This is a genomic window from Salinicola salarius, from assembly GCF_003206135.1.
In the GTDB taxonomy this organism is placed as follows: Bacteria; Pseudomonadota; Gammaproteobacteria; order Pseudomonadales; family Halomonadaceae; genus Salinicola; species Salinicola salarius.
Genome location: NZ_PZJT01000003.1, coordinates 230,847 through 254,666 on the forward strand (window position 1 = coordinate 230,847; position 23,820 = coordinate 254,666).

At 64.4% G+C, this 23,820-nt stretch carries 25 protein-coding genes and 1 riboswitch; of the genes, 10 read left to right on the forward strand and 15 right to left on the reverse strand.

Going from position 1 to position 23,820, the window contains the following annotated elements; genetic code table 11:
- Positions 1-87 precede the first annotated feature (87 nt).
- Both DOM32_RS04325 and DOM32_RS04330 read left to right on the forward strand, forming a co-directional pair.
- A complete protein-coding gene (locus DOM32_RS04325; protein ID WP_110631604.1) occupies positions 88-465 on the forward strand; it encodes a DUF4870 family protein in 378 nt (125 codons plus the stop codon).
- A 68-nt stretch (positions 466-533) separates the two neighbouring features.
- Positions 534-1,457 (forward strand): lysophospholipid acyltransferase family protein, encoded by a 924-nt coding sequence (locus DOM32_RS04330; protein WP_110631607.1) that lies wholly within the window; start codon positions 534-536, stop codon positions 1,455-1,457.
- A gap of 53 nt (positions 1,458-1,510) precedes the next feature.
- Here DOM32_RS04330 and DOM32_RS04335 read toward each other — a convergent pair whose 3' ends face one another.
- Positions 1,511-2,383: a pirin family protein gene (locus DOM32_RS04335; protein WP_110631610.1), complete on the reverse strand. Its 873-nt coding sequence runs from the start codon at positions 2,381-2,383 to the stop codon at positions 1,511-1,513.
- A gap of 94 nt (positions 2,384-2,477) precedes the next feature.
- Positions 2,478-3,206 carry an SDR family NAD(P)-dependent oxidoreductase gene (locus tag DOM32_RS04340; protein ID WP_110631613.1) on the reverse strand — a complete coding sequence of 243 codons (729 nt, stop codon included), beginning with the start codon at positions 3,204-3,206 and terminating at the stop codon, positions 2,478-2,480.
- 135 nt (positions 3,207-3,341) lie between these two features.
- Here DOM32_RS04340 and DOM32_RS04345 point away from each other — a divergent pair, with 135 nt between their 5' ends.
- A complete protein-coding gene (locus DOM32_RS04345) occupies positions 3,342-4,262 on the forward strand; it encodes a LysR family transcriptional regulator (protein ID WP_110631616.1) in 921 nt (306 codons plus the stop codon).
- A gap of 14 nt (positions 4,263-4,276) precedes the next feature.
- Here DOM32_RS04345 and DOM32_RS04350 read toward each other — a convergent pair whose 3' ends face one another.
- Complete coding sequence (locus tag DOM32_RS04350; protein WP_110631619.1) at positions 4,277-5,155, reverse strand: LysR family transcriptional regulator; 879 nt, start codon at positions 5,153-5,155, stop codon at positions 4,277-4,279.
- Between the two features lie 140 nt (positions 5,156-5,295).
- On the opposite strand from DOM32_RS04350, the gene DOM32_RS04355 reads away from it, so the two are divergent.
- The gene (locus DOM32_RS04355) at positions 5,296-5,721 is read left to right on the forward strand and encodes a VOC family protein (RefSeq protein WP_110631621.1); all 426 of its coding nucleotides are present in this window, start codon (positions 5,296-5,298) and stop codon (positions 5,719-5,721) included.
- A gap of 149 nt (positions 5,722-5,870) precedes the next feature.
- Here DOM32_RS04355 and DOM32_RS04360 read toward each other — a convergent pair whose 3' ends face one another.
- A complete protein-coding gene (locus tag DOM32_RS04360) occupies positions 5,871-7,142 on the reverse strand; it encodes an MFS transporter (RefSeq protein WP_244179803.1) in 1,272 nt (423 codons plus the stop codon).
- 145 nt (positions 7,143-7,287) lie between these two features.
- On the opposite strand from DOM32_RS04360, the gene DOM32_RS04365 reads away from it, so the two are divergent.
- Together DOM32_RS04365 and thiC are read left to right on the forward strand one after the other, a co-directional pair.
- Positions 7,288-8,178 carry a LysR family transcriptional regulator gene (locus DOM32_RS04365; RefSeq protein WP_110631624.1) on the forward strand — a complete coding sequence of 297 codons (891 nt, stop codon included), beginning with the start codon at positions 7,288-7,290 and terminating at the stop codon, positions 8,176-8,178.
- A gap of 103 nt (positions 8,179-8,281) precedes the next feature.
- A riboswitch (TPP riboswitch) is annotated at positions 8,282-8,412 on the forward strand.
- Positions 8,413-8,525: 113 nt separating this feature from the next.
- The gene (gene thiC, locus DOM32_RS04370) at positions 8,526-10,421 is read left to right on the forward strand and encodes a phosphomethylpyrimidine synthase ThiC (protein WP_110631627.1); all 1,896 of its coding nucleotides are present in this window, start codon (positions 8,526-8,528) and stop codon (positions 10,419-10,421) included.
- Positions 10,422-10,492: 71 nt separating this feature from the next.
- Here thiC and DOM32_RS04375 read toward each other — a convergent pair whose 3' ends face one another.
- From DOM32_RS04375 to DOM32_RS04395, 5 genes are all read right to left on the reverse strand, one after another.
- On the reverse strand, positions 10,493-11,236 hold the full coding sequence (locus tag DOM32_RS04375) for a 5-formyltetrahydrofolate cyclo-ligase (RefSeq protein WP_110631630.1): 744 nt from the start codon (positions 11,234-11,236) through the stop codon (positions 10,493-10,495).
- Between the two features lie 32 nt (positions 11,237-11,268).
- Positions 11,269-12,840, reverse strand: a complete 1,572-nt coding sequence (locus DOM32_RS04380; RefSeq protein WP_071230575.1) for an ABC transporter permease — start codon at positions 12,838-12,840, stop codon at positions 11,269-11,271.
- Positions 12,833-13,615: an ABC transporter ATP-binding protein gene (locus tag DOM32_RS04385; protein ID WP_110631634.1), complete on the reverse strand. Its 783-nt coding sequence runs from the start codon at positions 13,613-13,615 to the stop codon at positions 12,833-12,835. The genes DOM32_RS04380 and DOM32_RS04385 overlap by 8 nt, the downstream gene beginning before the upstream one ends.
- A complete protein-coding gene (locus DOM32_RS04390; protein WP_110631635.1) occupies positions 13,612-14,601 on the reverse strand; it encodes an ABC transporter substrate-binding protein in 990 nt (329 codons plus the stop codon). Before DOM32_RS04390 ends, DOM32_RS04385 begins: the two co-directional genes overlap by 4 nt.
- Positions 14,602-14,755: 154 nt before the next feature.
- Positions 14,756-15,493 carry a 5-formyltetrahydrofolate cyclo-ligase gene (locus DOM32_RS04395; protein ID WP_071230573.1) on the reverse strand — a complete coding sequence of 246 codons (738 nt, stop codon included), beginning with the start codon at positions 15,491-15,493 and terminating at the stop codon, positions 14,756-14,758.
- Positions 15,494-15,635: 142 nt separating this feature from the next.
- On the opposite strand from DOM32_RS04395, the gene DOM32_RS04400 reads away from it, so the two are divergent.
- Both DOM32_RS04400 and DOM32_RS04405 read left to right on the forward strand, forming a co-directional pair.
- Entirely contained in the window at positions 15,636-16,487 is an 852-nt protein-coding gene (locus tag DOM32_RS04400) for a MurR/RpiR family transcriptional regulator (protein WP_071230572.1), read from the forward strand.
- A gap of 141 nt (positions 16,488-16,628) precedes the next feature.
- Positions 16,629-17,894, forward strand: coding sequence for a dicarboxylate/amino acid:cation symporter (locus DOM32_RS04405; protein ID WP_071230571.1), 1,266 nt, complete (start codon positions 16,629-16,631; stop codon positions 17,892-17,894).
- Positions 17,895-18,019: 125 nt separating this feature from the next.
- Here the strand turns inward: DOM32_RS04405 and DOM32_RS04410 are convergent, their stop codons facing one another.
- From DOM32_RS04410 to DOM32_RS04420, 3 genes are all read right to left on the reverse strand, one after another.
- A complete protein-coding gene (locus tag DOM32_RS04410) occupies positions 18,020-18,208 on the reverse strand; it encodes a CsbD family protein (protein ID WP_071230570.1) in 189 nt (62 codons plus the stop codon).
- Positions 18,209-18,479: 271 nt separating this feature from the next.
- Complete coding sequence (locus DOM32_RS04415; protein WP_071230569.1) at positions 18,480-18,758, reverse strand: peptidylprolyl isomerase; 279 nt, start codon at positions 18,756-18,758, stop codon at positions 18,480-18,482.
- A gap of 163 nt (positions 18,759-18,921) precedes the next feature.
- Entirely contained in the window at positions 18,922-19,233 is a 312-nt protein-coding gene (locus DOM32_RS04420; RefSeq protein WP_083387209.1) for a glutaredoxin family protein, read from the reverse strand.
- Positions 19,234-19,404: 171 nt separating this feature from the next.
- Between DOM32_RS04420 and DOM32_RS04425 the strand changes: the two genes are divergently transcribed.
- Positions 19,405-20,640, forward strand: coding sequence for a pyridoxal phosphate-dependent aminotransferase (locus DOM32_RS04425; RefSeq protein ID WP_071230567.1), 1,236 nt, complete (start codon positions 19,405-19,407; stop codon positions 20,638-20,640).
- Positions 20,641-20,713: 73 nt separating this feature from the next.
- Here the strand turns inward: DOM32_RS04425 and DOM32_RS04430 are convergent, their stop codons facing one another.
- Both DOM32_RS04430 and DOM32_RS04435 read right to left on the reverse strand, forming a co-directional pair.
- The gene (locus DOM32_RS04430; RefSeq protein ID WP_071230566.1) at positions 20,714-21,706 is read right to left on the reverse strand and encodes an adenosine deaminase; all 993 of its coding nucleotides are present in this window, start codon (positions 21,704-21,706) and stop codon (positions 20,714-20,716) included.
- Positions 21,707-21,807: 101 nt separating this feature from the next.
- Positions 21,808-22,440 (reverse strand): LysE family translocator, encoded by a 633-nt coding sequence (locus tag DOM32_RS04435; RefSeq protein WP_071230565.1) that lies wholly within the window; start codon positions 22,438-22,440, stop codon positions 21,808-21,810.
- 49 nt (positions 22,441-22,489) lie between these two features.
- Here DOM32_RS04435 and DOM32_RS04440 point away from each other — a divergent pair, with 49 nt between their 5' ends.
- Positions 22,490-23,047 (forward strand): DinB family protein, encoded by a 558-nt coding sequence (locus tag DOM32_RS04440; protein ID WP_208625303.1) that lies wholly within the window; start codon positions 22,490-22,492, stop codon positions 23,045-23,047.
- 5 nt (positions 23,048-23,052) lie between these two features.
- Here DOM32_RS04440 and DOM32_RS04445 read toward each other — a convergent pair whose 3' ends face one another.
- Entirely contained in the window at positions 23,053-23,769 is a 717-nt protein-coding gene (locus DOM32_RS04445) for a haloacid dehalogenase type II (RefSeq protein WP_110631639.1), read from the reverse strand.
- Positions 23,770-23,820: the final 51 nt, after the last annotated feature.

Genomic DNA, 23,820 nt, shown 5'->3' on the forward strand with positions numbered 1-23,820 from the left:
ACCTCCGCCATTTCCAACCGGACTGGCACCCGACGCCTCTCGACGGCAAAATGCGGGCAACTACCGCATGCCGTCGAGAGGAATCTCATGTCTTCGCCGACCGATAACGTCGTCGCCGAGTCGAACACCGAAGCGAGGCAACCGGACACCACGCTGGCCATGATCGTCTACGCCCTGCTCCTCGGCGTCTTCGTGACCGGCATCACTCCGGTGATCGGCGTGATCATCGCCTACGTCTATCGCGGCAACGGCCCACGCTGGCTGGACGAGCACTATCGCTACCATATCCGCACTTTCTGGATCGGGCTGCTCTACGCCTGCATCAGTTGGGTACTGGCCTTCGTGCTGGTCGGTTTCGTGCTGATGGCGCTGCAGGCCGTGTGGCTGATCGTGCGCTGCGTCATCGGATTCAAGGCATTGCAGGAACGTCGCGCGCCGGACAAGGTCGATAGCTGGCTGTGGTAAAGCCCGGGTGTGAAGGCTGGGTGGTGAAGCCCGGATGACAAAGACGCCAACCAAAAAAAGAGAAACGCATGATCGAAGGTCTGCAAGCCCGCGCCATTCATGGACTGTGGCGCCTGCTGTCCCACTGGCGGCTGAAGACGATATGGTCACTGGCGGGGGTCGCCAGCCGGCTGCTCTACGCCTTCTCCCGCCGTGAGCGCCACGTCAGCCGGCGCAATCTCGAAGTCGCCTACCCGCAGGACAGCAGCACCCAGCGGCGTGAACGGGTGCGTGAAAGCCTGCGCCACTCCGCGGCCACCATGCTGGAGCTCGGCTTTGCCTGGATCGCCAGGCCGGAACGCGTCGAGGCCGCCATTGTCGAGGTTCACGGCCGCGAGCTGCTGGACGACGCGCGGGCCGAGAATCGCGGTGTGATCGTGCTGGCGCCGCATTTCGGCAACTGGGAAGTGCTCAACTTCTGGCTATCCAGCCACTTCCCGTTCACCGCCATGTACGAGCCGCCCAAGATTGCCGATCTCGACCCCGTCATCCGTCACGGTCGCGAACGCATGGGGGCGGAGCTGGTGCCGACCAATCCACGAGGCGTCGCCGCCCTGCTCAAGGCGCTCAAGCGGGCCGAAGCCGTCGGCATCCTGCCCGATCAGGAGCCCAGCTGGGGCAGCGGGGTCTTCGCCGACTTCTTCGGCCGCCCGGCCTACACCGCCACGCTGCTGCCCAAGCTGGTCGCCCGTACCCAGGCTCGTGTCGTCACCGGCGTCGCCAAGCGCCTGCCCGACGGTCGCGGCTTCGCGATTCATTTCCTAGCCGCCGACGAACGGGTCTACGACACCGAAGAAGCCACCTCGGCCGCCGGCGTCAATGCCTGTGTCGAATCCGCCATTGCCCTCGACCCGGTCCAGTACCAGTGGGAATACAAACGCTGGAAGAAGACCGAGCAGGAGCAGCAGAAAGTCCCCGGGTATCGCCAGCAGCGCCTGTACAGCAAGCGCTGATCGTCGTCGAAGGACCGGCGTCGCTGGAAAGCCCTTCGTCGACGAAAACCGCGTTACTGCTCCAATCCGCCGAAGCGCCCGGCCTGGTAATCGTCGATCGCCTCGACGATCTCCTCGCGGGTATTCATCACGAACGGGCCGTGGGAGACCACTGGCTCGCCGATCACATCGGCATGACCGAACAGCAACCGGGCATCGCTGGACGCGTCGATCTCGACGCCATTCCCTTCACGGTCCAGCTCGACCAGATGCCGTGGTTCGACCGGCTCGTCGCCCACGGTGACCTCGCCGTCGACGACATAAAGGAACACCTGCCGCCCGGGCACGACCGGCAACTGCTCGCTCGTGCCGGCCGGGAGCGCCAGGGTCGACATGAACACGTTCGTCTGGCTCTCGATCGGCCCGACCGACTTCCCGCTCTCGAATTCACCCGCTATCAGGTTCAACTCCCCGCCGCCGGGCAGGGAAACCGTCGGAATCGACTCGCACTGCAAACCGGTATAACGCGGCTCGCTCATCTTCAGCCGCGCCGGCAGATTGATCCACAGCTGCAGGATCTCCAGCGGCCCGCCGTCGCGCAGAAACTCGGGCGGCGAGACCTCGGCATGGACGATGCCGCTGCCCGCCGTCATCCATTGCACGCCACCGGCATGAATGACGCTCTGATGCTCGGCGCTGTCGGCATGCGCCAGCGAGCCCTCGAGAATGAAGGTGACGGTTTCGAAGCCCCGATGCGGATGCGGCCCGAACGGCAGCCCGCGATTGTTGGCGGGGTAGACCTGCGGCCCGTGATGGTTGAGGAACAGGAACGGATCGAGCTGGTCGAGCCCCGGACCCGGCAGTGGCCGGCGGGTCGTCAGATCGCCGATATCGTCGCGGATGGCCGGGTGCTGGGCGATGACGCCGCGTGGCGTGAAGGCAGACATAAGAGGCTCCTGAATAGAATCAGCAAGAAGTCTAGGTCACACCTACCGCAAAAAAAGCGAATGATTTACGTCCAATCATTGCATGGAGTCGTTTTCACCACGGCACGGTCTCGCCGAAGCGGTCGAGATACTCGATGCCCGGCCGGCTTCTCTTCTCCAGCAGGACATCGACGATCGGCGGCACCGCCTCTTCCATCGTATAGGGCGCGTCATCTCCACCCAGGTCGGTACGAATCCAGCCCGGCGCCATCACCAGTACTGCCCGCCCGGTAGCGGCGTGACGCGCCGCGAAGCTGCGCATGAACATGTTGAGCGCTGCCTTGCTGCCCCGGTAGAGCTCACGCATGCCGTTCTCGTTGTTGGCGATGCTGCCCTGCCCGGAAGACATTACTCCGATTAGTCCTACCGCCGGCACCAGGCCCTCCAAACGCTCGATCACGCGCATCGGACTGAGCGCGTTGGTGATCATGACCTGGGTGAATTCCTCGGTGGAGATGGTGCCGGTGGCCTGATCGGGATCCCGGTTGGTGGTCCCGGCGTTGACGAAAAGCAGATCGATCGCGCGTCCCTTCAAGCGCTCTTGCAACGCTTCGATCTGATCCGGTGCCGTGATGTCGAGGGTTTCGATCTCGACCCGGCCAGGGTTGCCGTCCGCCAGGGTGTGCAACGGCGTCTGCTCGGCGCCAGCGCGAACCGTACCGATGACGTCCCACTCGGTCTCCGGCGTCGTGCCTCGCGTCAGCAGCTCCGCGGCGATGGCGTGACCCAGCCCCCGCGAGGCGCCCACGATCAGGGAGGTCAGGCGATTGGCAGATGTCGTCATGGGAAGTGACCTCATGGATGTTGGGTTCATCTCCAAGGATGGAGGTCGGCGTGACAATGCACCAGACGCACAGAATGCACATAATCATTGCACCAAACGCTAGTCCAGAAGCAGGGTCTCGGTTACCGTGAGTCGATGAACGATATCGATTTGAACCTCCTCATCGCACTGGATGTGCTGCTGGAAGAGGGCAGCGTGACGGCGGCCGCGAAGCGCTTGAATCTGAGCGCGTCGGCGATGAGCCGCACGCTCAAGCGTCTGCGCGAGGCGACGGGAGATCCGCTGCTGGTGCGGGCGGGGCGCGGGCTGGTACCTACCCCCCACGCCTCCTCACTGCGCGATCGCGTTCATGAACTGGCGCGGGAGTCGCGGTCGGTCCTGCGTCCACGCCCACACGACCTCGATCTCTCGACGCTGGAGCGGACGTTCACCCTGCGCACCAACGCGTCGTTCGTCGAGCGCTTTTCGGTGCCGCTGGTGAATGCCATTGCGGAAGCCGCGCCGAGGGTGTGCCTGCGCTTCGTGCCCAAGCCGACCAAAGCGATAGAGCCCCTGCGTGACGGGCAGCTCGACCTCGAGATCGGGGTCATCGAGACCACCGCGCCGGAGCTGCTGACACGGGGGCTATTTCAAGACCGCTTCGTCGGCGTGGCAGGCGAGGGACACCCGTTGCTCAATGGCACCATCACGCCGGAACGCATTGCCGCGTGCCGGCACGTGATGGCGTCTCCCAGCGGCGAATTCACTGGACCGATGGAAAACGCGTTGAGCGCACTCAGCCTCGACCGGGAATTCGGCGTCATCGTGCCGGGCTTCTCGGATGCCCTGCGGATCGCTCGCCACACCGATCGGATCACGCTGGTACCGCACTCCTGCCTGATGCCGGTGCGACGGCATGAAGATCACAAGCCCCTGGTGGCGTTCGAGCTCCCCACACCGATCGATCCGTTCACGATCTCGGCGCTGTGGCATCCGCGGCTGGGTGCCGACCCGGCTCATCGCTGGTTCCGGGAACTCGTGATCTCGACCTGCCGCGCGGCCTATCTGGAACGTTGATTTCCCGGCATCGATCATCCGACCTCCCCGGTGCCGGTTGCCGCCAACGCCTCCTCGATCAACGCCACCAGCGGCGACTGGGTCGGCGAGAGGCGCGAAACCATCACCAGTTCGCGGTAGAACGTCTGTTCTCCCAGCGCCACGATCCTCACCGGCAGCGGTTGACGGTGCCGCCAAAGCCCGGTCAGCGGAATCAGCGCGACGCCCAGGCCGCACTCCACCATGCGGGCGATGGCGTCGATCTCGTCGAGCTCCAGCCGGATCGCGGGGCGCAACCGCTGTCTTTCGAGAAAGCGCACCACCTGACGGCCGCCGAAAGAGCCCCGGTCGTAGAGCACCAGCGGGTGGCTTTCGAGCAGCGATTCCACCGTGCCGCCTTCGACATCGGGCGGTGCGATCAGCACGAACGGTTCGCGAGCGATGACGCGGGAATAGAGATCGCCGGGGAGCGCGAACGGCGGGCGGACGATCAGCGCCATGTCCAGGTCGCCCTTGTCGACCTGATCGAGCAGCGCCAGCGAGACACCGGGGACCACGCGGGTCATCACGCCCGGCGCCTCGCGGGTCAGCGCCTGCAGTACCTCGGGCAAGGCCCCGCTCTGCAGGCTGGCGATCGCGCCGAGATGCCACTCGCCGGTCAGGCCGTCCGCCCCGGAGTGCCGGATCCGCTCGGCCAGCGCCAGCATCTCGTTGGCCTGCGGCAGCAGCCGGCGTCCAGCCGCGTTGAGTCTGACGGCACGCCCGGTGCGCTCGAACAGCGGCTCACCGATATCGGCTTCGAGATTGCGGATCTGGGCACTCACTGCGGACTGGGTCAGCCCGACGGCGCTGCCGGCGGCGGAGAAGGTGCCGTGACGGACGACGGCGAGAAAAGTACGAAGTTCTCTCAGCATGGCGAATCGCGACGGGAAGAATCCAGATTATTTGATGGCAGACAGCAATATTATGCGCTTTTCATCAAATTTATTCGCCGTCAGAATGCAGTCACTGTCATCACCGATCCATTCCATCCAAGACAATCAGGAGCTTTTCCATGGCGCTGTCCCCTTTCCACCTCGCCATTCCGGTCCACGACCTGCCCGCAGCCCGCAAGTTCTACGGCGAGACCTTCGGTCTCAGCGAAGGCCGCTCCAGCGAGCAGTGGGTGGATTTCGACTTCTATGGCCACCAGCTGGTGATCCACGAGCATCCCATGACGCCGTCGCAGGAGTCGGCCCACACCAACCCCGTCGACGGTCATGACGTGCCGGTACCGCACTTCGGCATCGTGCTGAGCTGGCCGGAATGGGAAGCGCTGGCAGAGCGCCTGAAAGGCTTCGGCACCGACTTCGTGATCGAGCCCTATATCCGCTTCAAGGGCCAGCCCGGCGAGCAGGCGACCATGTTCCTGCTGGATCCGTGCGGCAACGCGCTGGAGTTCAAGGCGTTCAAGGACATGGGCCAGCTGTTCGCCAAGTGATCCCTCTGGCAACGCCCAGACGATGACGAGGCCGCCGACTCCGAACTGACTTTCGGAATCGGCGGCCTCGTCGTTTTTCTCGTCGTTTTTCTCGTCGTGCTTCTCGCCGTTCCCACTTCAGGCGCGTCGCCTCTCGAGCGGCGCTGGCGTCAGGCCGTCTCCAGCCGTCTCAGATGCAGAGCGCCAATCGCCAGCGCAGCCAGCAGCAGCACCGCGATGAACAGCGCAACACCGTTCCAGCCGCCCCAGTACCAGAACGCCCCGCCCAAAGTGCCGGCGACGCTGGAGCCGAGATAGTAGCTGAACAGGTAGAGCGAAGAGGCCTGCCCCTTGGCCTGCCTGGCGCGCTGGCCGACCCAGCCGCTGGCCAGCGAGTGCGCCGCGAAGAAGCCGAAGGTGAACACCAGCATGCCGATCAGGATCAGACTGATGGGCTCGAACAGCGTGATCGCAAGCCCAACCAGCATCATCGCGATGAACAGCCAGAAGATCCGCGGACGCCCGAGCTTGTCGGCCAGGGAACCGGCCCAGGCCGAGCTGTAGGTGCCGGAAAGATAGGCAACCGACAGAACACCGACCAGCGCCTGGCTGACATGATAGGGTTCCGCCAGCAGCCGAAAGGCGATGTAGTTGTAAAGCGTGACGAAGCCGCCCATGAGCAGGAAAGCCTCGAGGAACAGAAGCGGCAGCCCGCGATCCTTGAACTGCACAGTGAAGCCGGAAACCACGTTGCGCCAGTTGAGCGCCCGCGGCGTGAAATGCCTCGACGGCGGCAGCCAGCGCATGAACAGCAGCGCCGCGACCAGGGCCACCACACCGATCGTCGCGATCACGATGCGCCATGGCATCCAGTCCACCATGACGCCGCTGATCAGGCGCCCGCTCATGCCGCCGATGGAACTGCCGCTGATGTAGAGCCCCATCGACAAGCCGATATAACGGGGGTGAATCTCCTCGTTGAGATAGGTCATCGCCACCGCGCACAACCCGGAGAGCGACAGCCCCGCCAGCCCCCGCATGACCAATACTCCCGTCCAGCTCGGCATCGCCGCGGCAATCAGGGTACAGACCGCCGCCGCCAATAGCGCCACCGACATCACCGACTTGCGCCCCACCGCGTCCGAGATCGGCCCGGTGATCAGCAGGCCGATCGCCAGCATGCCGGTGGCGACCGACAGCGACAGGCTGCTGGTGGCGGCGTCGATGCCGAAGGCGTCCGACAGGATCGGTAGCAGCGGTTGGACGCAGTAGAGCAGCACGAAGGTCGAGAAGGCACCGAGGAACAGTGCCAGCATGGTCGGCCGATAGCCGCGCTGACCGCGTTCGATGAAACCGCTTTCGGCGGCTTCCGCCTCGCGCGCCAGCCGATGATTGGCGGCCTGGGTGGCATTGTGGATGTCGGATGAGGTATGGCGGGACAACCCGATTCTCCCGAAGACGATGGCTGGCGCCGGAGTGCCATGGTCGGCCCGTTGCGCCGAGTTGATTTAGATCTTGGTAGGTTACGCCGCCACCATTAAGCTTTCTAATATATTATTCGATGCTTTTGAGAGGTTTCGCGACTCAATGGAACTGCGCTATCTGCGCTACTTCGTCGCCGTGGCCGAAGAGCTGCATTTCAGCCGCGCGGCCGCGCGGCTGGGAATCTCGCAGCCGCCGCTGAGCCAGCAGATCCAGGCGCTGGAGCGCGAGCTGGGCACACGCCTGCTGACACGGACCAACCGCCGCGTCGAGCTGACCGAAGCCGGCCTGGTCTTCCTCGACGAGGCGCGCGACATCCTGGCACGAACCGAACGCGCCACACGGCTGGTTTCCCGGCTCGGGCGTGGCGAGGCCGGCCAGCTGCGCATCGGCTTCACCACCTCGGTGCCCTTGAGCCCGACGCTGCCGCGTACGTTGATGCGTTACCGCCAGCGCTATCCCAATGTCGAGCTGCGCATGCACGAGCTCAACAGCCAGCGCCAGGTCGCCCCGCTGCTCGAGGGCGACCTGGATATCGGCATCATGCGCCCCGCCACCCTGCCGGATGGCCTCGACGCCTTCACCCTGATTCGCGAACCGCTGATGGCCGTGGTCAACGAGCAGGGGCCGCTCGGTGGCAGCGCGCTACCGCTGACGCTCGAAGCCTTGGCGGCTCACCCCTTCGTCTATTTCTCGCCTGCCGCCGGCACCGGCCTGCTCGATCAGTTCAATGCCCTGTTCGCCAAGCGCGGCCTGACGCCCCGACTGGTGCAGGAGGTCGGCGGGCCGAACACCATTATCAGCCTCGTCGCGGGCGGCATGGGCGTGTCGGTTCTTCCTGCCTCGTTCCAGCACATCCGGATCGACAATGTCCGCTATCGTCCGCTGAGCGATGCCGACGCCGTGTCCGAAGTCTGGCTGACTCACGCCCGCCATCACCTGACGCCCCAGGCCCGATCGTTCATCGATCTGGTCCAGCGCCCCGTCGACCCATGACGCCTTCCCTCCTCGCGGGCCCGGCCGTGATCGCCGCCCTCACACAACCGGCTTGACCTCGCTCGCCCCTCGTCACAGACTGCCCGTGGCGATGCACGATATCGCCAGCTTGACGGGGTGCCGGTGGAACCGGCTGAGATCGCCCTGCGCCGGGATTCATTCGACGGCGCCACGGCGGATCCCGACGAACCTGATCCGGCTAGTACCGGCGTAGGGATCAAGCGGAAACCGTGGCGTGGGAGAAGACTCGTCCGTGCCGGTTTCCCCCTCCTGCGCTGTGCGCCGGCCTGACCCCGATAGCCTTGGCAAGTACGCCTGGCAAGTCATGCCACGGAGCACAACCGAACATGAAATCCCCACAGTTTCTCTCCGAAACCGCTCGCGTCGACAGTGCCGCCATCGCGCCGCTACCGGCCTCGACCAAGATTTATGTCGAAGGCTCGCGTCCGGATATTCGCGTGCCGATGCGCGAAATCTCGCTCTCGCCCACGCAAACCCGAAGCGGACTCGAACCCAACGCCCCGCTCACCGTCTACGACACCTCCGGCCCCTACACCGACCCGGCTGCCGACATCGATATCCGCCGTGGCCTGCCGGAACTGCGTCGCCAATGGATCGACGAGCGCGGCGACACCGAATGGCTCGACGGCCCCAGTTCGACCTACGGCCGCATTCGTGCCGAGGATCTGCGTCTGTCGACGCTGCGATTTCAGCTCCAGCGCACGCCGCGTCGTGCCCGCATGACAAAAGAGGGACGGGGTGCCAACGTCACCCAGCTTCACTACGCCAGACAAGGCATCGTCACGCCGGAGATGGAATTCATCGCCATCCGCGAGAACCAGCGCCGGCGGCAGGCCCGTGCCCTCGATACCGATCCCATGCTGGATCACCAGCACCGGGGAGAGTCCTTCGGTGCCGAGCTGCCCGACGAGATCACGCCGGAGTTCGTGCGTGACGAAGTCGCCCGCGGCCGGGCGATCATTCCCGCCAACATCAATCACCCCGAGAGCGAGCCGATGATCATCGGCCGCAACTTCCTGGTGAAGATCAACGGCAACCTGGGCAACTCGGCGGTGACCTCCTCGATCGAGGAAGAGGTCGACAAGATGACCTGGGGGATTCGCTGGGGCGCGGACACGATCATGGATCTCTCCACCGGCCAGAACATCCACGAGACGCGGGAGTGGATCATTCGCAACTCGCCGGTGCCCATCGGCACGGTGCCGATCTACCAGGCGCTGGAGAAGGTCGACGGCGTCGCCGAGAACCTGACCTGGGAGATCTTCCGCGACACCCTGATCGAACAGGCCGAACAGGGCGTGGACTACTTCACCATCCATGCCGGCGTACGCCTGCATCACGTGCCGATGACGGCCCGGCGCGTCACCGGCATCGTCTCGCGCGGCGGCTCGATCATGGCCAAGTGGTGCCTGTACCACCACCGGGAGAGCTTCCTCTACACCCACTTCGAGGAGATCTGCGAGATCATGAAGGCCTACGACGTCTCGTTCTCGCTGGGCGACGGCCTGCGCCCGGGTTCGATTGCGGACGCCAACGACGAGGCCCAGTTCGCCGAACTGGAAACCCTGGGCGAGCTGACCCGGATCGCCTGGAAACACGATGTCCAGGTGATGATCGAAGGCCCAGGCCACGTGCCGATGCAACTGATCAAGGAGAACATGGACAAGCAGCTCGAATGCTGCGACGAAGCGCCCTTCTACACGCTCGGCCCGCTGACCACCGATATCGCCCCGGGCTACGATCACATCACCTCCGGCATCGGCGCGGCGCAGATCGGCTGGTACGGCTGCGCGATGCTCTGCTACGTCACGCCCAAGGAGCACCTGGGCCTGCCCAACAAGGACGACGTCAAGACCGGCATCATCACCTACAAGATCGCCGCCCACGCCGCCGACCTCGCCAAGGGGCATCCCGGCGCGCAACGTCGCGACAACGCGCTGTCGAAAGCCCGCTTCGAATTCCGCTGGGAGGATCAGTTCAATCTCGGTCTCGACCCGGACACCGCCCGCGCCTATCACGACGAGACGTTGCCCAAGGACTCGGCCAAGGTGGCGCACTTCTGCTCGATGTGCGGGCCGAAGTTCTGCTCGATGAAGATCACCCAGGAAGTCCGCGAACGCTTCGGCGACGATGCCGAAGCGCGCCATGAACGCGACGCCGGCATGGCGGAACAGGCAGAACGCTTCAAGCGCGAAGGGAGCGAACTCTACCGGGAGGTGTAGACGCTCGCGGCGTCGGGCATCGTGCCCGACGTCTGCGGCTTGGCTTGGCTTGGCTTGGCTTGGCTTGGCCCTCAGATCGTGCCCTGCGCTTCCATTCGGCACAGCTCCTGCAGCGGCGGAATCGTGTCGTACATCTGCTGATCCAGCAGTTGCCACACGATGCCCACGGTGGGCTTGTGGGGCGCATCGACTTCGATCGTGCGGGTCGGCGTGAAGATCACGTCCGAAACGGTATCGAAGACCTCCGGATGCAGCTCCTCCTCAAGTACCTGGCAGTCATGGACCAGGGCCGCCGAGGGGGTATTCACGTCGATGTTGCCGATGCGATAGAGCATGCCCCACTCGGCATCGAAGTAACCGTGGCCCTTGCCGAAACGAATGCCGGCTTCGTTGATCGCGCCGGTGCCCGTCACCATGAAATCGGTCTTGGGCCGCTCGTGGATCTCCGTCAGCGAGATCGGCCGTCCCATGCGCTCCATGCCGTCCAGCGTCGCGGCATAGAGGTACATTTCCTCCGGAATCTCGGCGGGATCGAGCAGCCAGAAACCGCGCTTGATCGAATAGGTCGTCATCAGCACCGTCTTGCCGTCGAGCAGCGCCCGGTGACGCAGCTCTTCCAGGCAATTGTCCGGCGTGATGAAAATGGTCGATGCCTGTTGATAGAACGGATGGGCGACCAGGCGACGGGTCGCGTCCTCCCGGTTCTGGAAGTCGGCGATGAACTCGCCGAAATCGAAGTGAAAGCGACTGTCGGGAAAGGCGACCTTGCGCAGATTGGCGAACACCCGCCGACGTACGTCGGATTTATGATTCATATCGACCTCAGGCTCTGAATGAGATATTGGCGTTACTGTACGGGCGTCATCGCAAAGCGCTTCAGCACGCGCTGCTCGATGACGGTCACCATCAGATAGAGCAGCACCGACACCAGGACGGCGGCGACCACCACGGCCCAGACCAGGCCGTAGTCCAGCGATCCGCGAGCGACGTTGAGCAGATTGCCGATGCCCGTTCCGGTGGCGAGCCACTCGGCGATCATCACGCCCAGAAAGGCCCGCGGCGCCACCAGCCGTGCGGCGGCGCACAGATACGGCAGGCTCCAGGGCAGCGACACCAGGCGGATCTGCTTGAGCCGGGAGCCGCCCAGCGCGCGAACGCAGTCCTGCGTCGCTTCCGGCACCAGCGCCATTCCCTGGGCCAGGGTGACGTAGGCCGGGAAGAACGTGACCGAGATCGTGATGGCAAGAATCGTCGCGCCGTCACGACCGAAGATCAGCACGATCAGCGGCGTGAGCGCGACCAGCGGCATCGACTGGCTGAGCAGCGACAGCGGCATCAGCACGCGCTCCAGCACCGGACTGAGCGTACCCAGAATGGCCAGCAGCAGCGCAAAACCGAGCCCCAGCGCCATCCCGGCGAGACACCAGGGCAGCGTCTCGAGAAGCGCTCCCCCGATGATGCTCGCGAGGCTTTCCGGCCGCGTCGAGGAGAACAGCTCGGCGGCCAGGTCGACCGGCGTGCGCAGCACGAAGCCGGACACGCCGGCCTGCTCGAGCCCCCAGACCGCCGCCCACCACGCCAGCAGCGGCAGCACCACCGCGACCAGCGTGATCAGCCACTGCGTGCCGGCACCACGCGCGGCGTCTCCCTGACTGCCCAGACTCTCCTGCGTCGGTGCCTGAGCGCCTACCCAGCAGCGCGCGACGAGCAGGATCGCGACGTAGAACAGCGCGCTGATCGCGGTCGCGACCAGGCCGATGCCCCACAGCCGCTCCGGATCGCCGCGCCCCAGCGAACCGATCAGATAGTGGCCGAGCCCCGCACCGGACCCGCTTCCGAACTCCGCCAGCAGCGAACCGAGCACCGCGTTGGGTGCCGCGACCCGCAGTCCGGCCAGCAAGGTCGGCAGCGCGTGGCGCAGCCGTACCCAGCGCAGAGCCGCCCAGCGCCCGCCGCCATAGAGGCGAACGACGTCGAGCAGGCGCGGATCGATCCGGGTCAGGCCGAGCACGGTGGCGACCATGGTCGGGTAGTAGGTCGCGAGCGCGGCCAGCACGATCCTCGGCGCGTCGCCATCGAACGCGATCACCAGGATCGGCGTCAGCGCGATCGGCGGCATCGCGAAAAGGGTAACGTTGATGCCGCTCAGCAGCCGGCCGACGGGGCGCCAACTGGCCATCAGAAAGCCGCAGAGCACGGCGACGGCGTTGCCGACGAGGAAGCCGATCAGCGACGTGCGCACGGTGGCCCAGATGTGCGGCGGGTAATCGCCCCAATCCTCGACCAGTTGCCGCAGCACGCCGCTCAGGCTGGGCAAGGCGCCATCCGCCACCCAATGCAGCCGCCCCGCCACTTCCCACAGCAGCAGCAGCGCCAGCCAGCCGATCGCGATGGTCGTGCGCTGTCGTCGATCACGCATCGTCGTTCTCGTGGTCGAACATCAGCTGCAGGATCTCGGCCTCGAGCTGGCGACACTCGGCGCTGTTGAGCAGCGACAACGGCCGCTCGCGCTCGAACGGCACGTCGATGACCCGGCCGATCCGCCCTGGTCTTCCGGTCATGACCACCACCTTGTCGGCGAGGAAGATCGCCTCGTCGACACTGTGGGTCACCATCACGGTGGTGACCGGGCGCTTGAGCCAGAGCTTCTGCAGCTCGCGGTTCATGCTGCGGCGCAGGATCTGGTCCAGCGCGCCGAAAGGCTCGTCGAGCAGCAGCAGTTGCGGCTCGCTGACCAGCGCTCGGGCAATGGCGACGCGCTGGCGCATCCCGCCGGAAAGCTGGCCGGGCAGCGCCTGCTCGAAGCCTCCCAGGCCGACGAGTTCGATCATCTCCTGCACGCGGCTTCGGTCCGCCTCGCTCATCCGGCCGATCACGTCGAACGGAAAGCGCACGTTGGCTTCCACGCTGCGCCAGGGCAGCAGCGACGCATCCTGAAAAGCGATACCCAGCGCGCCGCGTTGCTGCAGCGTCCGCGGCGACAGGCCGCCGATCCGGATCGTGCCCTCGCTGGGCTGATCCAGCCCCGCCAGCATGCGCAGCAGCGTCGACTTCCCACAGCCCGACGGGCCGATCAGGGCAATAAAGCTGCCGGCCGGCGCCTCGAGAGAGACGCTGTCCAGCGCCAGCAGCGCTCGGCCATCGACATCGAAGCGACGGCTGACGTCCTCGATGCGCAGATCCCCTACCGTCACGCCGCGATTTCCTCTAGCAACGAGGTATCGAAATTGTCCCGCGAGGCCTGGATACCGATACGTTCGAGTGCCGTCAGGCAGCGCTCGATATCGGCTTCGGCCATCGAAAAGATGCCGTTCGGGGACTCGATCAGCGATTTCTGCGCCTGATTGAAGAAGATTTCGTTCTCGATAGAGCGGCCGTTGCCCTGGAAGAAGCTGTCCGCGAAAAGCGGCGGGTAATAGGCAGGATCCTTGAAGTTCTCCTGCCAACCCTGGCGGCTGGCCCGCAGCCAGGCCACCAGGTCGTCGCGGCGTGTCTCGAGGGTATCGCGCGTCACCACCACGGTGTCGTTGAAGACCGGAAAGCCATGATCGTAGAGCAGGAAGCTGACGGCTTTCTCGCCCTGCAGGCCAATCGTGTAGGGCACGTTGGTGACGAAGTCGAGCGAGGCGTCAATCTCGCCCTTGAGCAGCGGTGTCGGGTCGTAGGCGTAGGGCACGATGCGCACGTCGTTCGGCGAAATTCCGTTGGCTTCGAGCATCGCTTCGACCGCCAGACGGTTGACCGGCGGCACGGCGAGGACCTTGCCGACGAGATCCTCGGGCTTCTCGACCGGGTTGCTGGCCAGGCTGACGATGCCCGCCGGGTTCTTCTGATACTGCGTCCCGATGATGACCAGCGGCGCGCCCTGCTGCGTCACCGCCTTGAGCGTACTCTCCACCGTCGTCAGCGCTATCTCGGCGCGGTTGGAAAGCAGCGCCCCTTCGGGAATGACGTCCGGGCCGCCCGAGCGATAGTCGAGCGAGAGCCCCTGGTCGGCATAGAAGCCCTTGTGCCGCGCGACGATATAGCCGAGAAATTCGGCATCGTTGACCCAGGAAGCCTGCATGCCGATCGACGTACCCTGGCCGCTCTGAGCCATCGAGAACGCCGGCCATCCCAGAGCGCCCGCCAGGGCACCGGAACCGGTCATCTGAAGGAAACGCCGTCTGCTGAGCGTCATCGCTGTATCCTCGTGTCGTTGTTCGTTATCTCGACTGATTGCTCGTTGTCTCGACTCGTTCGTCGCTTCGCCGCAAAGTCGAACAGGAAAGATGGGGTGTGACGGCAGTACGACGCTGCCCAGTGCCAGTTTCTCTCCATGCCGGCCCGCCTGCCTACGCCAGCCCCAGTGCTCGCTGCAGCTCGCGCAGCGGTGGCATGGCGTCGATCTCCGTCTGCATCAGGCGCTGCCAGTCGATACGCGCAGGTCGTGGCGTCTGGCGGTTTATCTCGAGCGTGCGCGTTGGCGTGGCGATCACGTCGAGAACGACATCGCGCTCGCCGGGAAAGAGCTCTTCCTCGACCACCTGAACGTCGTGGACCAGCGTCCAGATCGGCGTGGTGTCGTCGACCAGGCCCAGTTCGCGAAAGAGCAGCCACTCGAGATCGAGAAAGCCGTGACCGCGCCCGAAGCGCACGCCGCTGGTGGCGACGGCCGAGGCGCCGGTGACGATGGCATCGAACCCGCCCAGCGCGACCAGCGATTCCAGCGAGAGCGGCTTGCCGAAGTGTTCGAGGCCGTCGAGCCAGGCGGCAAACCTGGCTTCGCCCCGGGGCACCGAGCCGGGCTCGATCCAGAAAAAGCCGCGTGCCATGCCGTGGGTCGATACCACCAGGCTCGTGCCGGATTCGATCAGCTGCTGACGCAGGCCGGCCAGGCTGTTGTCCGGCGTGACGAAGACATGGCGCACGTCACCAAACCGCGCATCGTCGAGAATACGGCGCAGGGCCGCATCGGAGCCGACGAAGTCGGGAATGAATTCGGAGAAACGCATGTGGAAGCGGGAATCGGGTATCGCGACATCTCGCAGCCGACTCCAGATTCGTTCGCGGATCGCACGCCTGGCCAGCACTCGAGCGCCCTCTTGGAAGCGTTTGGAACCTTTGGTTTCAAAATAATGCTACACTGAAACCGTAGTTTCTAAAAGATCGCTAGCGGAAAAATCGGCAGGCTCCGCCTCGTCATGAAGCCCCGCCAGAAAGACGGACGCGCCTATGTCTACGAGATTGGTTCTCGCCATCCAGGAACATTACGAACAGCTCTCTCCCAGCGAACGCAAGCTGGCGACGCTGATACTGGATCGGATCGACGACATGCTCGCCTACTCGGCCAAGGAGATGGCCGATATGGCGGGAGTTTCCAAGGCCACCGCCGCCCGCCTGTTCCGCAGCCTCGGCTATCGGGACTTCAGCGAGGTCCGGGCGCAGGCACGGGAAGAGCGCAATCGGACCCAGCCGTTTCGCAACATTCCTTCGTCCGGCGAGACGAGGACATCGGCTCGTGGCCTGACGGTCGCGACGCATCTGCAAATGGAAACGGACAGTCTGGCGCGAACCTTCGAGGTCACGCGCAACGACGAACTGGTCAAGGCAGCAGATGGGCTTGCCACCGCGCCACGTGTCTGGCTTCTGGGTCTGGGCGTGGATCAGGGTCTGGTCTACTACATGCGTCCGCTGCTGAGCCGTATCCGCACGGATGTCTTCTCTCTCGGGGCGCAAAGCGGAACCTGGGCGGAGGAGCTGGCGATGCCCTCGCCGCGTGACGTCGTGCTGCTGGTCCTCTCGCAACACCGCCCGGCGATGCTGGAACGCGCGATGGAGCAGCTCACGCTGTCGCGCGTCACAGTGATGGCCGTCGTCGACGTGCGCAATGCCGCCTGGGCACGGCGCTTTTCCGACAACGTGCTGCCCTGCTACAGCACCGGCGGGCCATACGGCTATTCGGCGATGAGTCTCATCAGCATGCTGCACCTGCTCGCCCATACCACGGCAGACAGACTGGGCGACCGTGCCCTGCAGCGCACCCACCTCATCGACGATATCTCCGAGGCGCTGGATCCAGGCTGATTCGGCTACCCGCTCCGGGGTTAGCGGCTTAGTCAGGCGATTTTAGACCATCGAATGAATCATCTAGAGATTGCCCACCGACTCGGTAGAATGCGCGGTCTTTCACTTATTGGCCATTAACAACGCAGCCGGAGCCGTCTCATGTCAGAAAGATCTTCACCGCAATCCTCCGCCCGGCCAAATCTGTGGCGACGCATTCCCCTGTGGCAAAAAATCATCGCGGGCTTGGCATTAGGGATCCTGGCAGGCGCACTAATGGGCGAGCAGGCCAGCATGTTCAAGCCGCTCGGCGATATCTTCATCAACGGCATCAAGATGCTGATCGTGCCGCTGGTGTTCTCGACCCTGGTCGTCGGCATTACCGGCATGCGCGATCCGCAGAAGATGGGGCGGGTCGGCGCGCGAACGATCGGGCTCTATCTGGTGACGACCGCTTTTGCCATCGTCATCGGTCTGGTCGCGGCGACGATCTTCCAGCCCGGCGTCGGTGCGGATGCGTCGATGAGCGCGGCGCAGCAGGCGGGCGAGGCGCCGTCGCTGGTGGATATCGTGGTCGGCCTGGTGCCTTCGAACCCGCTGCAGGCGATGATCGAAGGCAATATCCTGCAGATCATCGTCTTCGCCATCGGCCTGGGCATCTCGCTGATGCTGATCGGCGAAAAGGGCGAACCCGTCGTGCGCGTGTTCGAAAGCTTCGCCGAAGCGATGTACAAGCTGACCGCTATCGTCATGGCGTTCGCGCCGTTCGGGGTGTTCGGCCTGATGGCCAACGTCTCCGGGCAGTATGGGCTGGACGTGCTGCTGCCGCTGGCCAAGGTCATCGGCGTGGTCTATCTCGCCTGTATCGTGCACGTGCTGGTCGTCTACACCGGGCTCTTGAGCCTGATCGGTCGCCTCAACCCGATGCGCTACCTGCAGGGCATCCTCGACGCGCTGGTGGTCTCGTTCTCGTCGGCCTCCTCTTCCGGCACGCTACCCGTTTCGATTCGCTGCGCGCAGAAGAACTTGGGCGTATCGGAAGGCGTGTCGAGCTTCGTGCTGCCGGTGGGCGCCACCATCAACATGGACGGTACCGCCATCTATCAGGGCGTGGCGGCGCTGTTCGTCGCCCAGCTGGTCGGCGCCGACCTTTCGATGATGGACTACGGGATGATCGTGCTGACCGGCACGCTGGCCTCGATCGGCACGGCGGGCGTGCCCGGCGCCGGGCTGATCATGCTGTCGATCGTGCTGGCGCAGATCGGCCTGCCGCTGGAGGCGATCGGCGTCGTTGCCGGCGTGGACAGGATCCTTGATATGGCGCGCACCAGCGTCAACGTCGCCGGCGACCTGATGGTGACGACACTGGTCGCCAAGAGCGAGAAGGAACTGGATCTGGACGTCTACAACCGGCCCGGTAAAGCCTGACGGATCATATCCTTGCGGCTCTCGCCCAAACGATAGCGGCCCCGCATAGTGCGGGGCCGCTGCGTGAAGAGTCTCGAGTGGGCTGCTGGTGTCGAAGACTCGATGTTTCCGGGATTCAGTGATAACTAGTGGCGTGGTTTGGTGGCGTCCTTCAAGTTGCCTTTGGCGGACTTGGCATCCCCCTTGGCCTGTTGAGTCTTGCCTTTACCTTCGAGTTCGCGATCCTTGGTCATCTTGCCGGCGGCCTCCTTGACCTTGCCGGCTGCCTTGTCGACCTTGCCTTCCGTCTTGTCCGACTTTGAATGCGTCGTCATCGCTGCTACCTCGCTTTGCGTGGATATCCTTATCCGCTCGCCGTCATTCGGTTACCGAACGCTTCGGCAACGGCGGGCGTGTCTTCAGAATAGTTCGCCGCGGAAAAGCCGAAACGGAAGATTGGTAACGAATTGTTCGTGAAAAACGGAGGGACAGCTGCCTGCCGGGATGATCGTCAGGGAGTCGAGGGGAACGGATAAAAGAGAGAACGGCGGATCGACGAGAGCCGCCCGGAGGTGGGCGGCCCGAGGGGAGATCAAGTGCGGAAGATCAAGTGCGCGAGGTCACTTCCAGCAGATGATAGCCGAACTGGGTCTTCACCGGCCCGTGAACTTCGTTCAATGCGCCATTGAAGACGACTTCGTCGAATTCCTTGACCATCTGGCCGCGGCCGAACGTGCCCAGCTCGCCGCCCTGACGCCCGGAGGGGCAGGTGGAGTGCTGACGGGCCACGTCGGCGAAGTCGCTGCCGGCTTCGATCTGCTGCTTGAGTTCGAGACACTTCTGTTCGCTGTCGACGAGAATGTGGCGGGCGCTGGCCTGTGCCATGAGATCACTCCTGAATCTTGCTCGTTGGGAAAGCGGGCATTCTACGAAACCCCGCCGCTCGCCGTCACCGACAATCGACACCATCAGCCGTTTTCAGCCAGCAAGACGATTCGAACGGCAGCGCTGGCGGGCATGGCTTGAGCATGGCCGGCATCCGCCAGAATCAGCCGAATCGCCGCTCCAGGTAGCGGTTGATATCGGCGGACTCGTACATCCACTCCACGGCGCCGTCCTCTGTCTCGATACGCAGGCACGGCACCATGGTGCGGCCACCGCCCGCCATCAGATCCTGGCGATGCTGGGGATCGCGCTGGATGTCTCGCAGCTCGATGGGCAACGCCAGCCGCTCGATTTGGCTGCGCACGCGCTGGCAGAACGGGCAGCTCATGAAGTGGTAGAGCGCGAGACGCTGGCAGGCGCGGTCGACTTCGGCCTGATGCTCCGCGGAGCGAACGATGGGAGTCGCTGAAAACATGCGTTTGAGTCTCCTGATAATCGGGGTCATGTGGACTCGCTACAGAGGAAAGCGCGCCACGATTCCCGCAGCGCCGGTCATGGTCTTCAGTGTGTCAGAGGAACGATTGGCCCGCCAACGAGCGAGCGTTATATGATCAGGAAACCTTCTTTCCCAACCAGCGAGCTCATCATGTCCGACGTCATCCCTTCCAGCCTGCGCCGCTACTGCTCTTCTCGCGTTCAGGAAATGCCCGACAACCAGATCGTCGCGGTAGCGGATCTCGCCCGTCACGACGCCTCGGTCGTGCGGCTCTGGATTGGCGAAGGCGATCTGCCGACGCCTGCCTACATCAAGCAGGCGGCGATGGATGCACTGGAAGGAGACGATACCCGCTACAGCTACTCCCAGGGCTTGCCCGAGCTTCGCCAGGCGCTCTCCGACTACCACCGCCGGCACTGGCAGGTCGACGTCGCCGCCGACCGGTTCTGCGTCTCCATCGGCGGCATGAACGCCGTCACCATGGCGATGCAGGCGATCCTCGACGAAGGCAGCGAGGTGATCATGCCGACGCCGGCCTGGCCCAACGCCAGGCAGATGATCGAGATCGTCGGCGGGGTCAACGTACCGGTCGCCTTCGATTTCCACCCGGACGGCAGCATCGAGCTCGACCTGGAAAAGCTGTTCGCGGCGGTGACCGATCGCACCCGCGCCATCTTCATCAACTCGCCCTCCAACCCGACCGGCTGGCGCATGCCGCTCGAGGATATGACGCGGCTGCGGGACTTCTGCCGGGACAAGGGGCTGTGGATCGTGGCCGACGAGGTCTACAACCATTTTGTTTACGATAAAGGGGTCGACGACAGCAAGGGGCCGGCCGCCTCCTTCCTGCAGATCTGCGAACCACAAGACCGGCTGCTGGTGACCAACACCTTCTCCAAGAACTGGTGCATGACCGGCTGGCGCGCGGGCTGGGTCACGTTCCCGCAGGGCATGGATCAGCTGTTCGCCCGTCTTTGCCAATACAACACCACCGGCGTGGCGCCGTTCGTTCAGCGGGCCTGCATCGCGGCGCTCGAGCAGGGCGACGACTTCATCGCTCATCAGGTCAAACGCTGCCAGGCCTCGCGGGACATTCTGGTCGAGGGGCTGACCGCGCTGGACAGCGTGACCGTGTTCTCGCCGCAAGGCACCTTCTACCTCTTCTTCAAGGTGCATGGTCTGGACGGCTCGAGCCTGGACACGGCCAAACGTATCCTGCGGGAGGCCAAGGTCGGCGTGGCGCCGGGCAGCGCCTTCGGCCCCGAGGGTGAGGATTATCTGCGAATCTGCTTCGCCATCGACCCGGAGCTCGCCAGGGAAGCGCTCGATCGGCTGGTGCCCTTCCTTTCGGCGCTGGCTGACGCACCGCAAGGCGCTACCGTCTAGTCGGTACGCTGAACGACACTGCCCGGCCTGATCGGCCGGGCAGTCATGAGGCGGGCTGTGGATTGGCAGCCGATCAACAGGCCGCCAGGCGCTTTTGCAACTCGCTGCGGCGAGATTCCGGCATGAACGCGACGTCGATCGCATTGCCCGCCAGTTGCTTGAACATCGCCTGATCCCAGTCGAACGCCTCGAGACAGGCGAGGTAATTGTCCAGCACGCCGCCGCCGAAGTAGGCCGGGTCGTCGGAGTTGAGCGTCACTTTGAGACCCTGCTCGGTGATATGCGGCAACGGATGGTCGGTCATCTGCTCCACCACTTTCAGCCGTACGTTGGAAAGCGGACAGACCGTCAGCGGAATCTGCGACGCCCGCAGCCGTTCGACGAGGGCGGCATCCTGCAGGCAGGCGACGCCATGATCGACCCGGCAGATATCGAGCACGTCCAGCGCCTCGCTGATGTAGGCCGCCGGCCCCTCCTCGCCCGCGTGCGCGACGCGCGGAATGCCCAGCGCCCTGGCGCGTTCGAACACCGCCGCGAACTTGGCCGGCGGGTTGCCCATCTCCGCGCTGTCGAGACCCACGGCGTCGATCAGCTCGTAGTAGGGTGCCGCCTTCTCCAGCACGTCCATTGCATCGCTCGCGTCACGATCCCGCAGGAAGCTCATGATCAGCGCCGTGGTCATGCCCCAGCGGCGCTCCGCGTCTCGCATGGCGCGGCGCAGCCCCTCGAACGGTGTCGCCAGCTCGACGCCACGGCTCAGGTGCGCTTGCGGATCGAACGACAGCTCGACATGCACCACGCCCTCTGCCTGCGCGCGCTCGAAGTACGCCATCGCCAGGTCATGGAAATCCTGCTCGGTGCGCAGCACCCGCATTCCCTGGTAGTAGAGATCCAGAAACGACTGCAGATCGCTGAAATCGTAGGCGGCACGCACCTCGTCCACCGTCGCGTAGGGCAGCGACACGTTGTTGCGCGCCGCCAGCGCAAACATCAGCTCCGGCTCCAGCGAACCCTCGATATGTAGATGCAGTTCGACCTTGGGTAATTCACGCAGCCAAGTCTTCACGAGCGCTCCTCGCCAGTTTGAGTGGATGCGTTTCAGGATGCCGAAAAGCACGCGTGGTGGAAAGCGTCGGGCGAGCGCCGTCGTCTGTCGGCGTTCCCGGCTCATACCCGCGTCGTCAACACCTTGATCCCCAGCGCCACCATCGCCAGGCCCAGCACCCGGTCGATCCAGTGGCTGAAGCGCTTGAACGCGCGGTGGATCGGGGGCGTGGAGAGCAGCAGCGCCACCGCCGAGAACCACCCCAGCTGGATCAGCATGATCCAGGCGCCGTAGATGGCGATCTGGTAGAGCGGCATCGACGGCGACAACACGATGGTGAACAGCGAGACGAAGTAGATCGGCGCCTTGGGATTGAGCGCGTTGCAGAGAAATCCCATGCCGACGGTGCGCAGCGCCGAGCGAGGCGGTGCCACCTTCGGCGTCACCGTCGCCGTGTCGGTCGCTGCCGGGCGCGAGCGCAATCCCGAAATCCCCAGATAGAGCAGATACGCGCCGCCGATCAGCTTGATCGCCCATAGCGCCTCGGCGGAGTTGGCGATCACCGCTGCCAGCCCGAACGCGGAATAGACGATGTGAATCGACAGCCCCAGCGCGATACCCAGGCTGCACAGGAGGCCGATGCGCTTGCCGTGATTCAGCGTCTGCTGGGTGACCAGCACGAAGTCCGGCCCCGGCGAGGCGGCCGCCAGCAGATGCACGAAAGTGATGACGATCAGGCCGTGTAGCATTTCCATGACGATTCCTGAGATGCTGGAGAGGAAGACGATTGAGCGATGCCCGAACATGATCGAATATTTTCGCCATCAAGCCTACTGCAACCTGTGGTCGAACCATCGGCTGTTGGCTGCCTGCGCCCGCTTGTCCGACGAAGCCTTTCACGCCAGGCGGAGCAGCTTCTTCCCGTCGATTCACGCCACGCTCAACCATATCCTGATCGTCGATGCCTACTATATCGATGCCCTCGAAGGCGGCACGCTCGGCCAGCGCGCCTTCGATGACGAGCTGCCCCACTCTTGTGTCGACACGCTGTGGCCAGCCCAGGAAGCGCGGGATAGACGCTTGATCGCGATCTGTTATGCGCTCGACGAGGCTTCGCTGATCGCCGACGTCACGCTCGAGCGGGCCGACCGCCAGCAGCGCGAGCCGGCGCACCGGGTGCTGGCGCATCTGTTCGTGCACCAGACGCATCACCGCGGCCAGGTTCACGCCATGCTTTCGGAGACCGATGTCGCCCCGCCGCAGCTCGACGAATTCTTCATGACCCAAGAAGCGCCGCTGCGGCGAGCCGAATTCGAGGCGCTGGGCATCAGCGAAGCGCAGGTGTGGCGCCCGCTTCGCTGAAAGCTTCAGCCCAATTTCCGGTGCGCCTCGGCCAGCTCCGCCATGTTGTTGAAGCGGAAGTCGACCGTGGGCATGTCGCCGGGGTTCATCGTCGCGCCGAAGCCTTGCTTGTTGTGGCGGCGATAGATCCAGCAGTTGGCGAGGTCGTGACGGTTGGCGGGCTGGTGGTCGTGGAACATGCTCTCGGCGGTGTGCAGAATCTGCGACTTGTCGATGCCGCGCTCACCGAGCTTTTCCAGCATGTAGTCGAAATTGCGCGGCGACGGCTTGTAGGAGCCGATGTCCTCGGCGGTGTAGACCGCGTCGAACTCGACGCCGAGCTTGCGCTGGCTGTAGGCGAAGCTTTCGTTGTCGACGTTGGAGAGCACCACCAGCTTGTAGTGCTGCTTGAGGTAGGCCAGCGCCTCGGCGGTGTCGGCGAAGGCCGGCCACTGCTTGACGAAATCGCCGTAGGCCAGGCATTCGTCGTGCGTCACCGTCACGCCCCACTCCTCCGCCAGACGCTTGTAGACCACCGCCAGCAGCAGCCGGTACTGCAGATGCGGGGTGTAGCGCTGCTGGGTGGACTCGTGCCGGGCGTGCGCCTCGAGAATCTGGTCGCGGCTCAGGCCCAGTTCGCTACGCTGCAGCAGTGGCTGCAGCCCGGCCACCATGCCGCTCTCCCAGTCGATCAGGGTGCCGTAGACATCGAAGGTCAGGGTAGTGAAATCCGTCAGTTGCATGGTCGTCTCTCTGATTGAATGTCGGGTACGTTCGTGAAAGCGTAACGAGAT

What these genes read in the sequence shown, in the direction of transcription:
- DOM32_RS04325 (WP_110631604.1), top strand. Translation starts at nt 88, where the DNA reads ATGTCTTCGCCGACCGATAACGTCGTCGCCGAGTCGAACACCGAAGCG.
- DOM32_RS04330 (WP_110631607.1), top strand. Translation starts at nt 534, where the DNA reads ATGATCGAAGGTCTGCAAGCCCGCGCCATTCATGGACTGTGGCGCCTG.
- DOM32_RS04335 (WP_110631610.1), bottom strand. Translation starts at nt 2,383, where the DNA reads ATGTCTGCCTTCACGCCACGCGGCGTCATCGCCCAGCACCCGGCCATC.
- DOM32_RS04340 (WP_110631613.1), bottom strand. Translation starts at nt 3,206, where the DNA reads ATGACGACATCTGCCAATCGCCTGACCTCCCTGATCGTGGGCGCCTCG.
- DOM32_RS04345 (WP_110631616.1), top strand. Translation starts at nt 3,342, where the DNA reads ATGAACGATATCGATTTGAACCTCCTCATCGCACTGGATGTGCTGCTG.
- DOM32_RS04350 (WP_110631619.1), bottom strand. Translation starts at nt 5,155, where the DNA reads ATGCTGAGAGAACTTCGTACTTTTCTCGCCGTCGTCCGTCACGGCACC.
- DOM32_RS04355 (WP_110631621.1), top strand. Translation starts at nt 5,296, where the DNA reads ATGGCGCTGTCCCCTTTCCACCTCGCCATTCCGGTCCACGACCTGCCC.
- DOM32_RS04365 (WP_110631624.1), top strand. Translation starts at nt 7,288, where the DNA reads ATGGAACTGCGCTATCTGCGCTACTTCGTCGCCGTGGCCGAAGAGCTG.
- thiC (WP_110631627.1), top strand. Translation starts at nt 8,526, where the DNA reads ATGAAATCCCCACAGTTTCTCTCCGAAACCGCTCGCGTCGACAGTGCC.
- DOM32_RS04375 (WP_110631630.1), bottom strand. Translation starts at nt 11,236, where the DNA reads ATGAATCATAAATCCGACGTACGTCGGCGGGTGTTCGCCAATCTGCGC.
- DOM32_RS04380 (WP_071230575.1), bottom strand. Translation starts at nt 12,840, where the DNA reads ATGCGTGATCGACGACAGCGCACGACCATCGCGATCGGCTGGCTGGCG.
- DOM32_RS04390 (WP_110631635.1), bottom strand. Translation starts at nt 14,601, where the DNA reads ATGACGCTCAGCAGACGGCGTTTCCTTCAGATGACCGGTTCCGGTGCC.
- DOM32_RS04400 (WP_071230572.1), top strand. Translation starts at nt 15,636, where the DNA reads ATGTCTACGAGATTGGTTCTCGCCATCCAGGAACATTACGAACAGCTC.
- DOM32_RS04405 (WP_071230571.1), top strand. Translation starts at nt 16,629, where the DNA reads ATGTCAGAAAGATCTTCACCGCAATCCTCCGCCCGGCCAAATCTGTGG.
- DOM32_RS04410 (WP_071230570.1), bottom strand. Translation starts at nt 18,208, where the DNA reads ATGACGACGCATTCAAAGTCGGACAAGACGGAAGGCAAGGTCGACAAG.
- DOM32_RS04415 (WP_071230569.1), bottom strand. Translation starts at nt 18,758, where the DNA reads ATGGCACAGGCCAGCGCCCGCCACATTCTCGTCGACAGCGAACAGAAG.
- DOM32_RS04420 (WP_083387209.1), bottom strand. Translation starts at nt 19,233, where the DNA reads ATGTTTTCAGCGACTCCCATCGTTCGCTCCGCGGAGCATCAGGCCGAA.
- DOM32_RS04425 (WP_071230567.1), top strand. Translation starts at nt 19,405, where the DNA reads ATGTCCGACGTCATCCCTTCCAGCCTGCGCCGCTACTGCTCTTCTCGC.
- DOM32_RS04435 (WP_071230565.1), bottom strand. Translation starts at nt 22,440, where the DNA reads ATGGAAATGCTACACGGCCTGATCGTCATCACTTTCGTGCATCTGCTG.
- DOM32_RS04440 (WP_208625303.1), top strand. Translation starts at nt 22,490, where the DNA reads ATGATCGAATATTTTCGCCATCAAGCCTACTGCAACCTGTGGTCGAAC.
- DOM32_RS04445 (WP_110631639.1), bottom strand. Translation starts at nt 23,769, where the DNA reads ATGCAACTGACGGATTTCACTACCCTGACCTTCGATGTCTACGGCACC.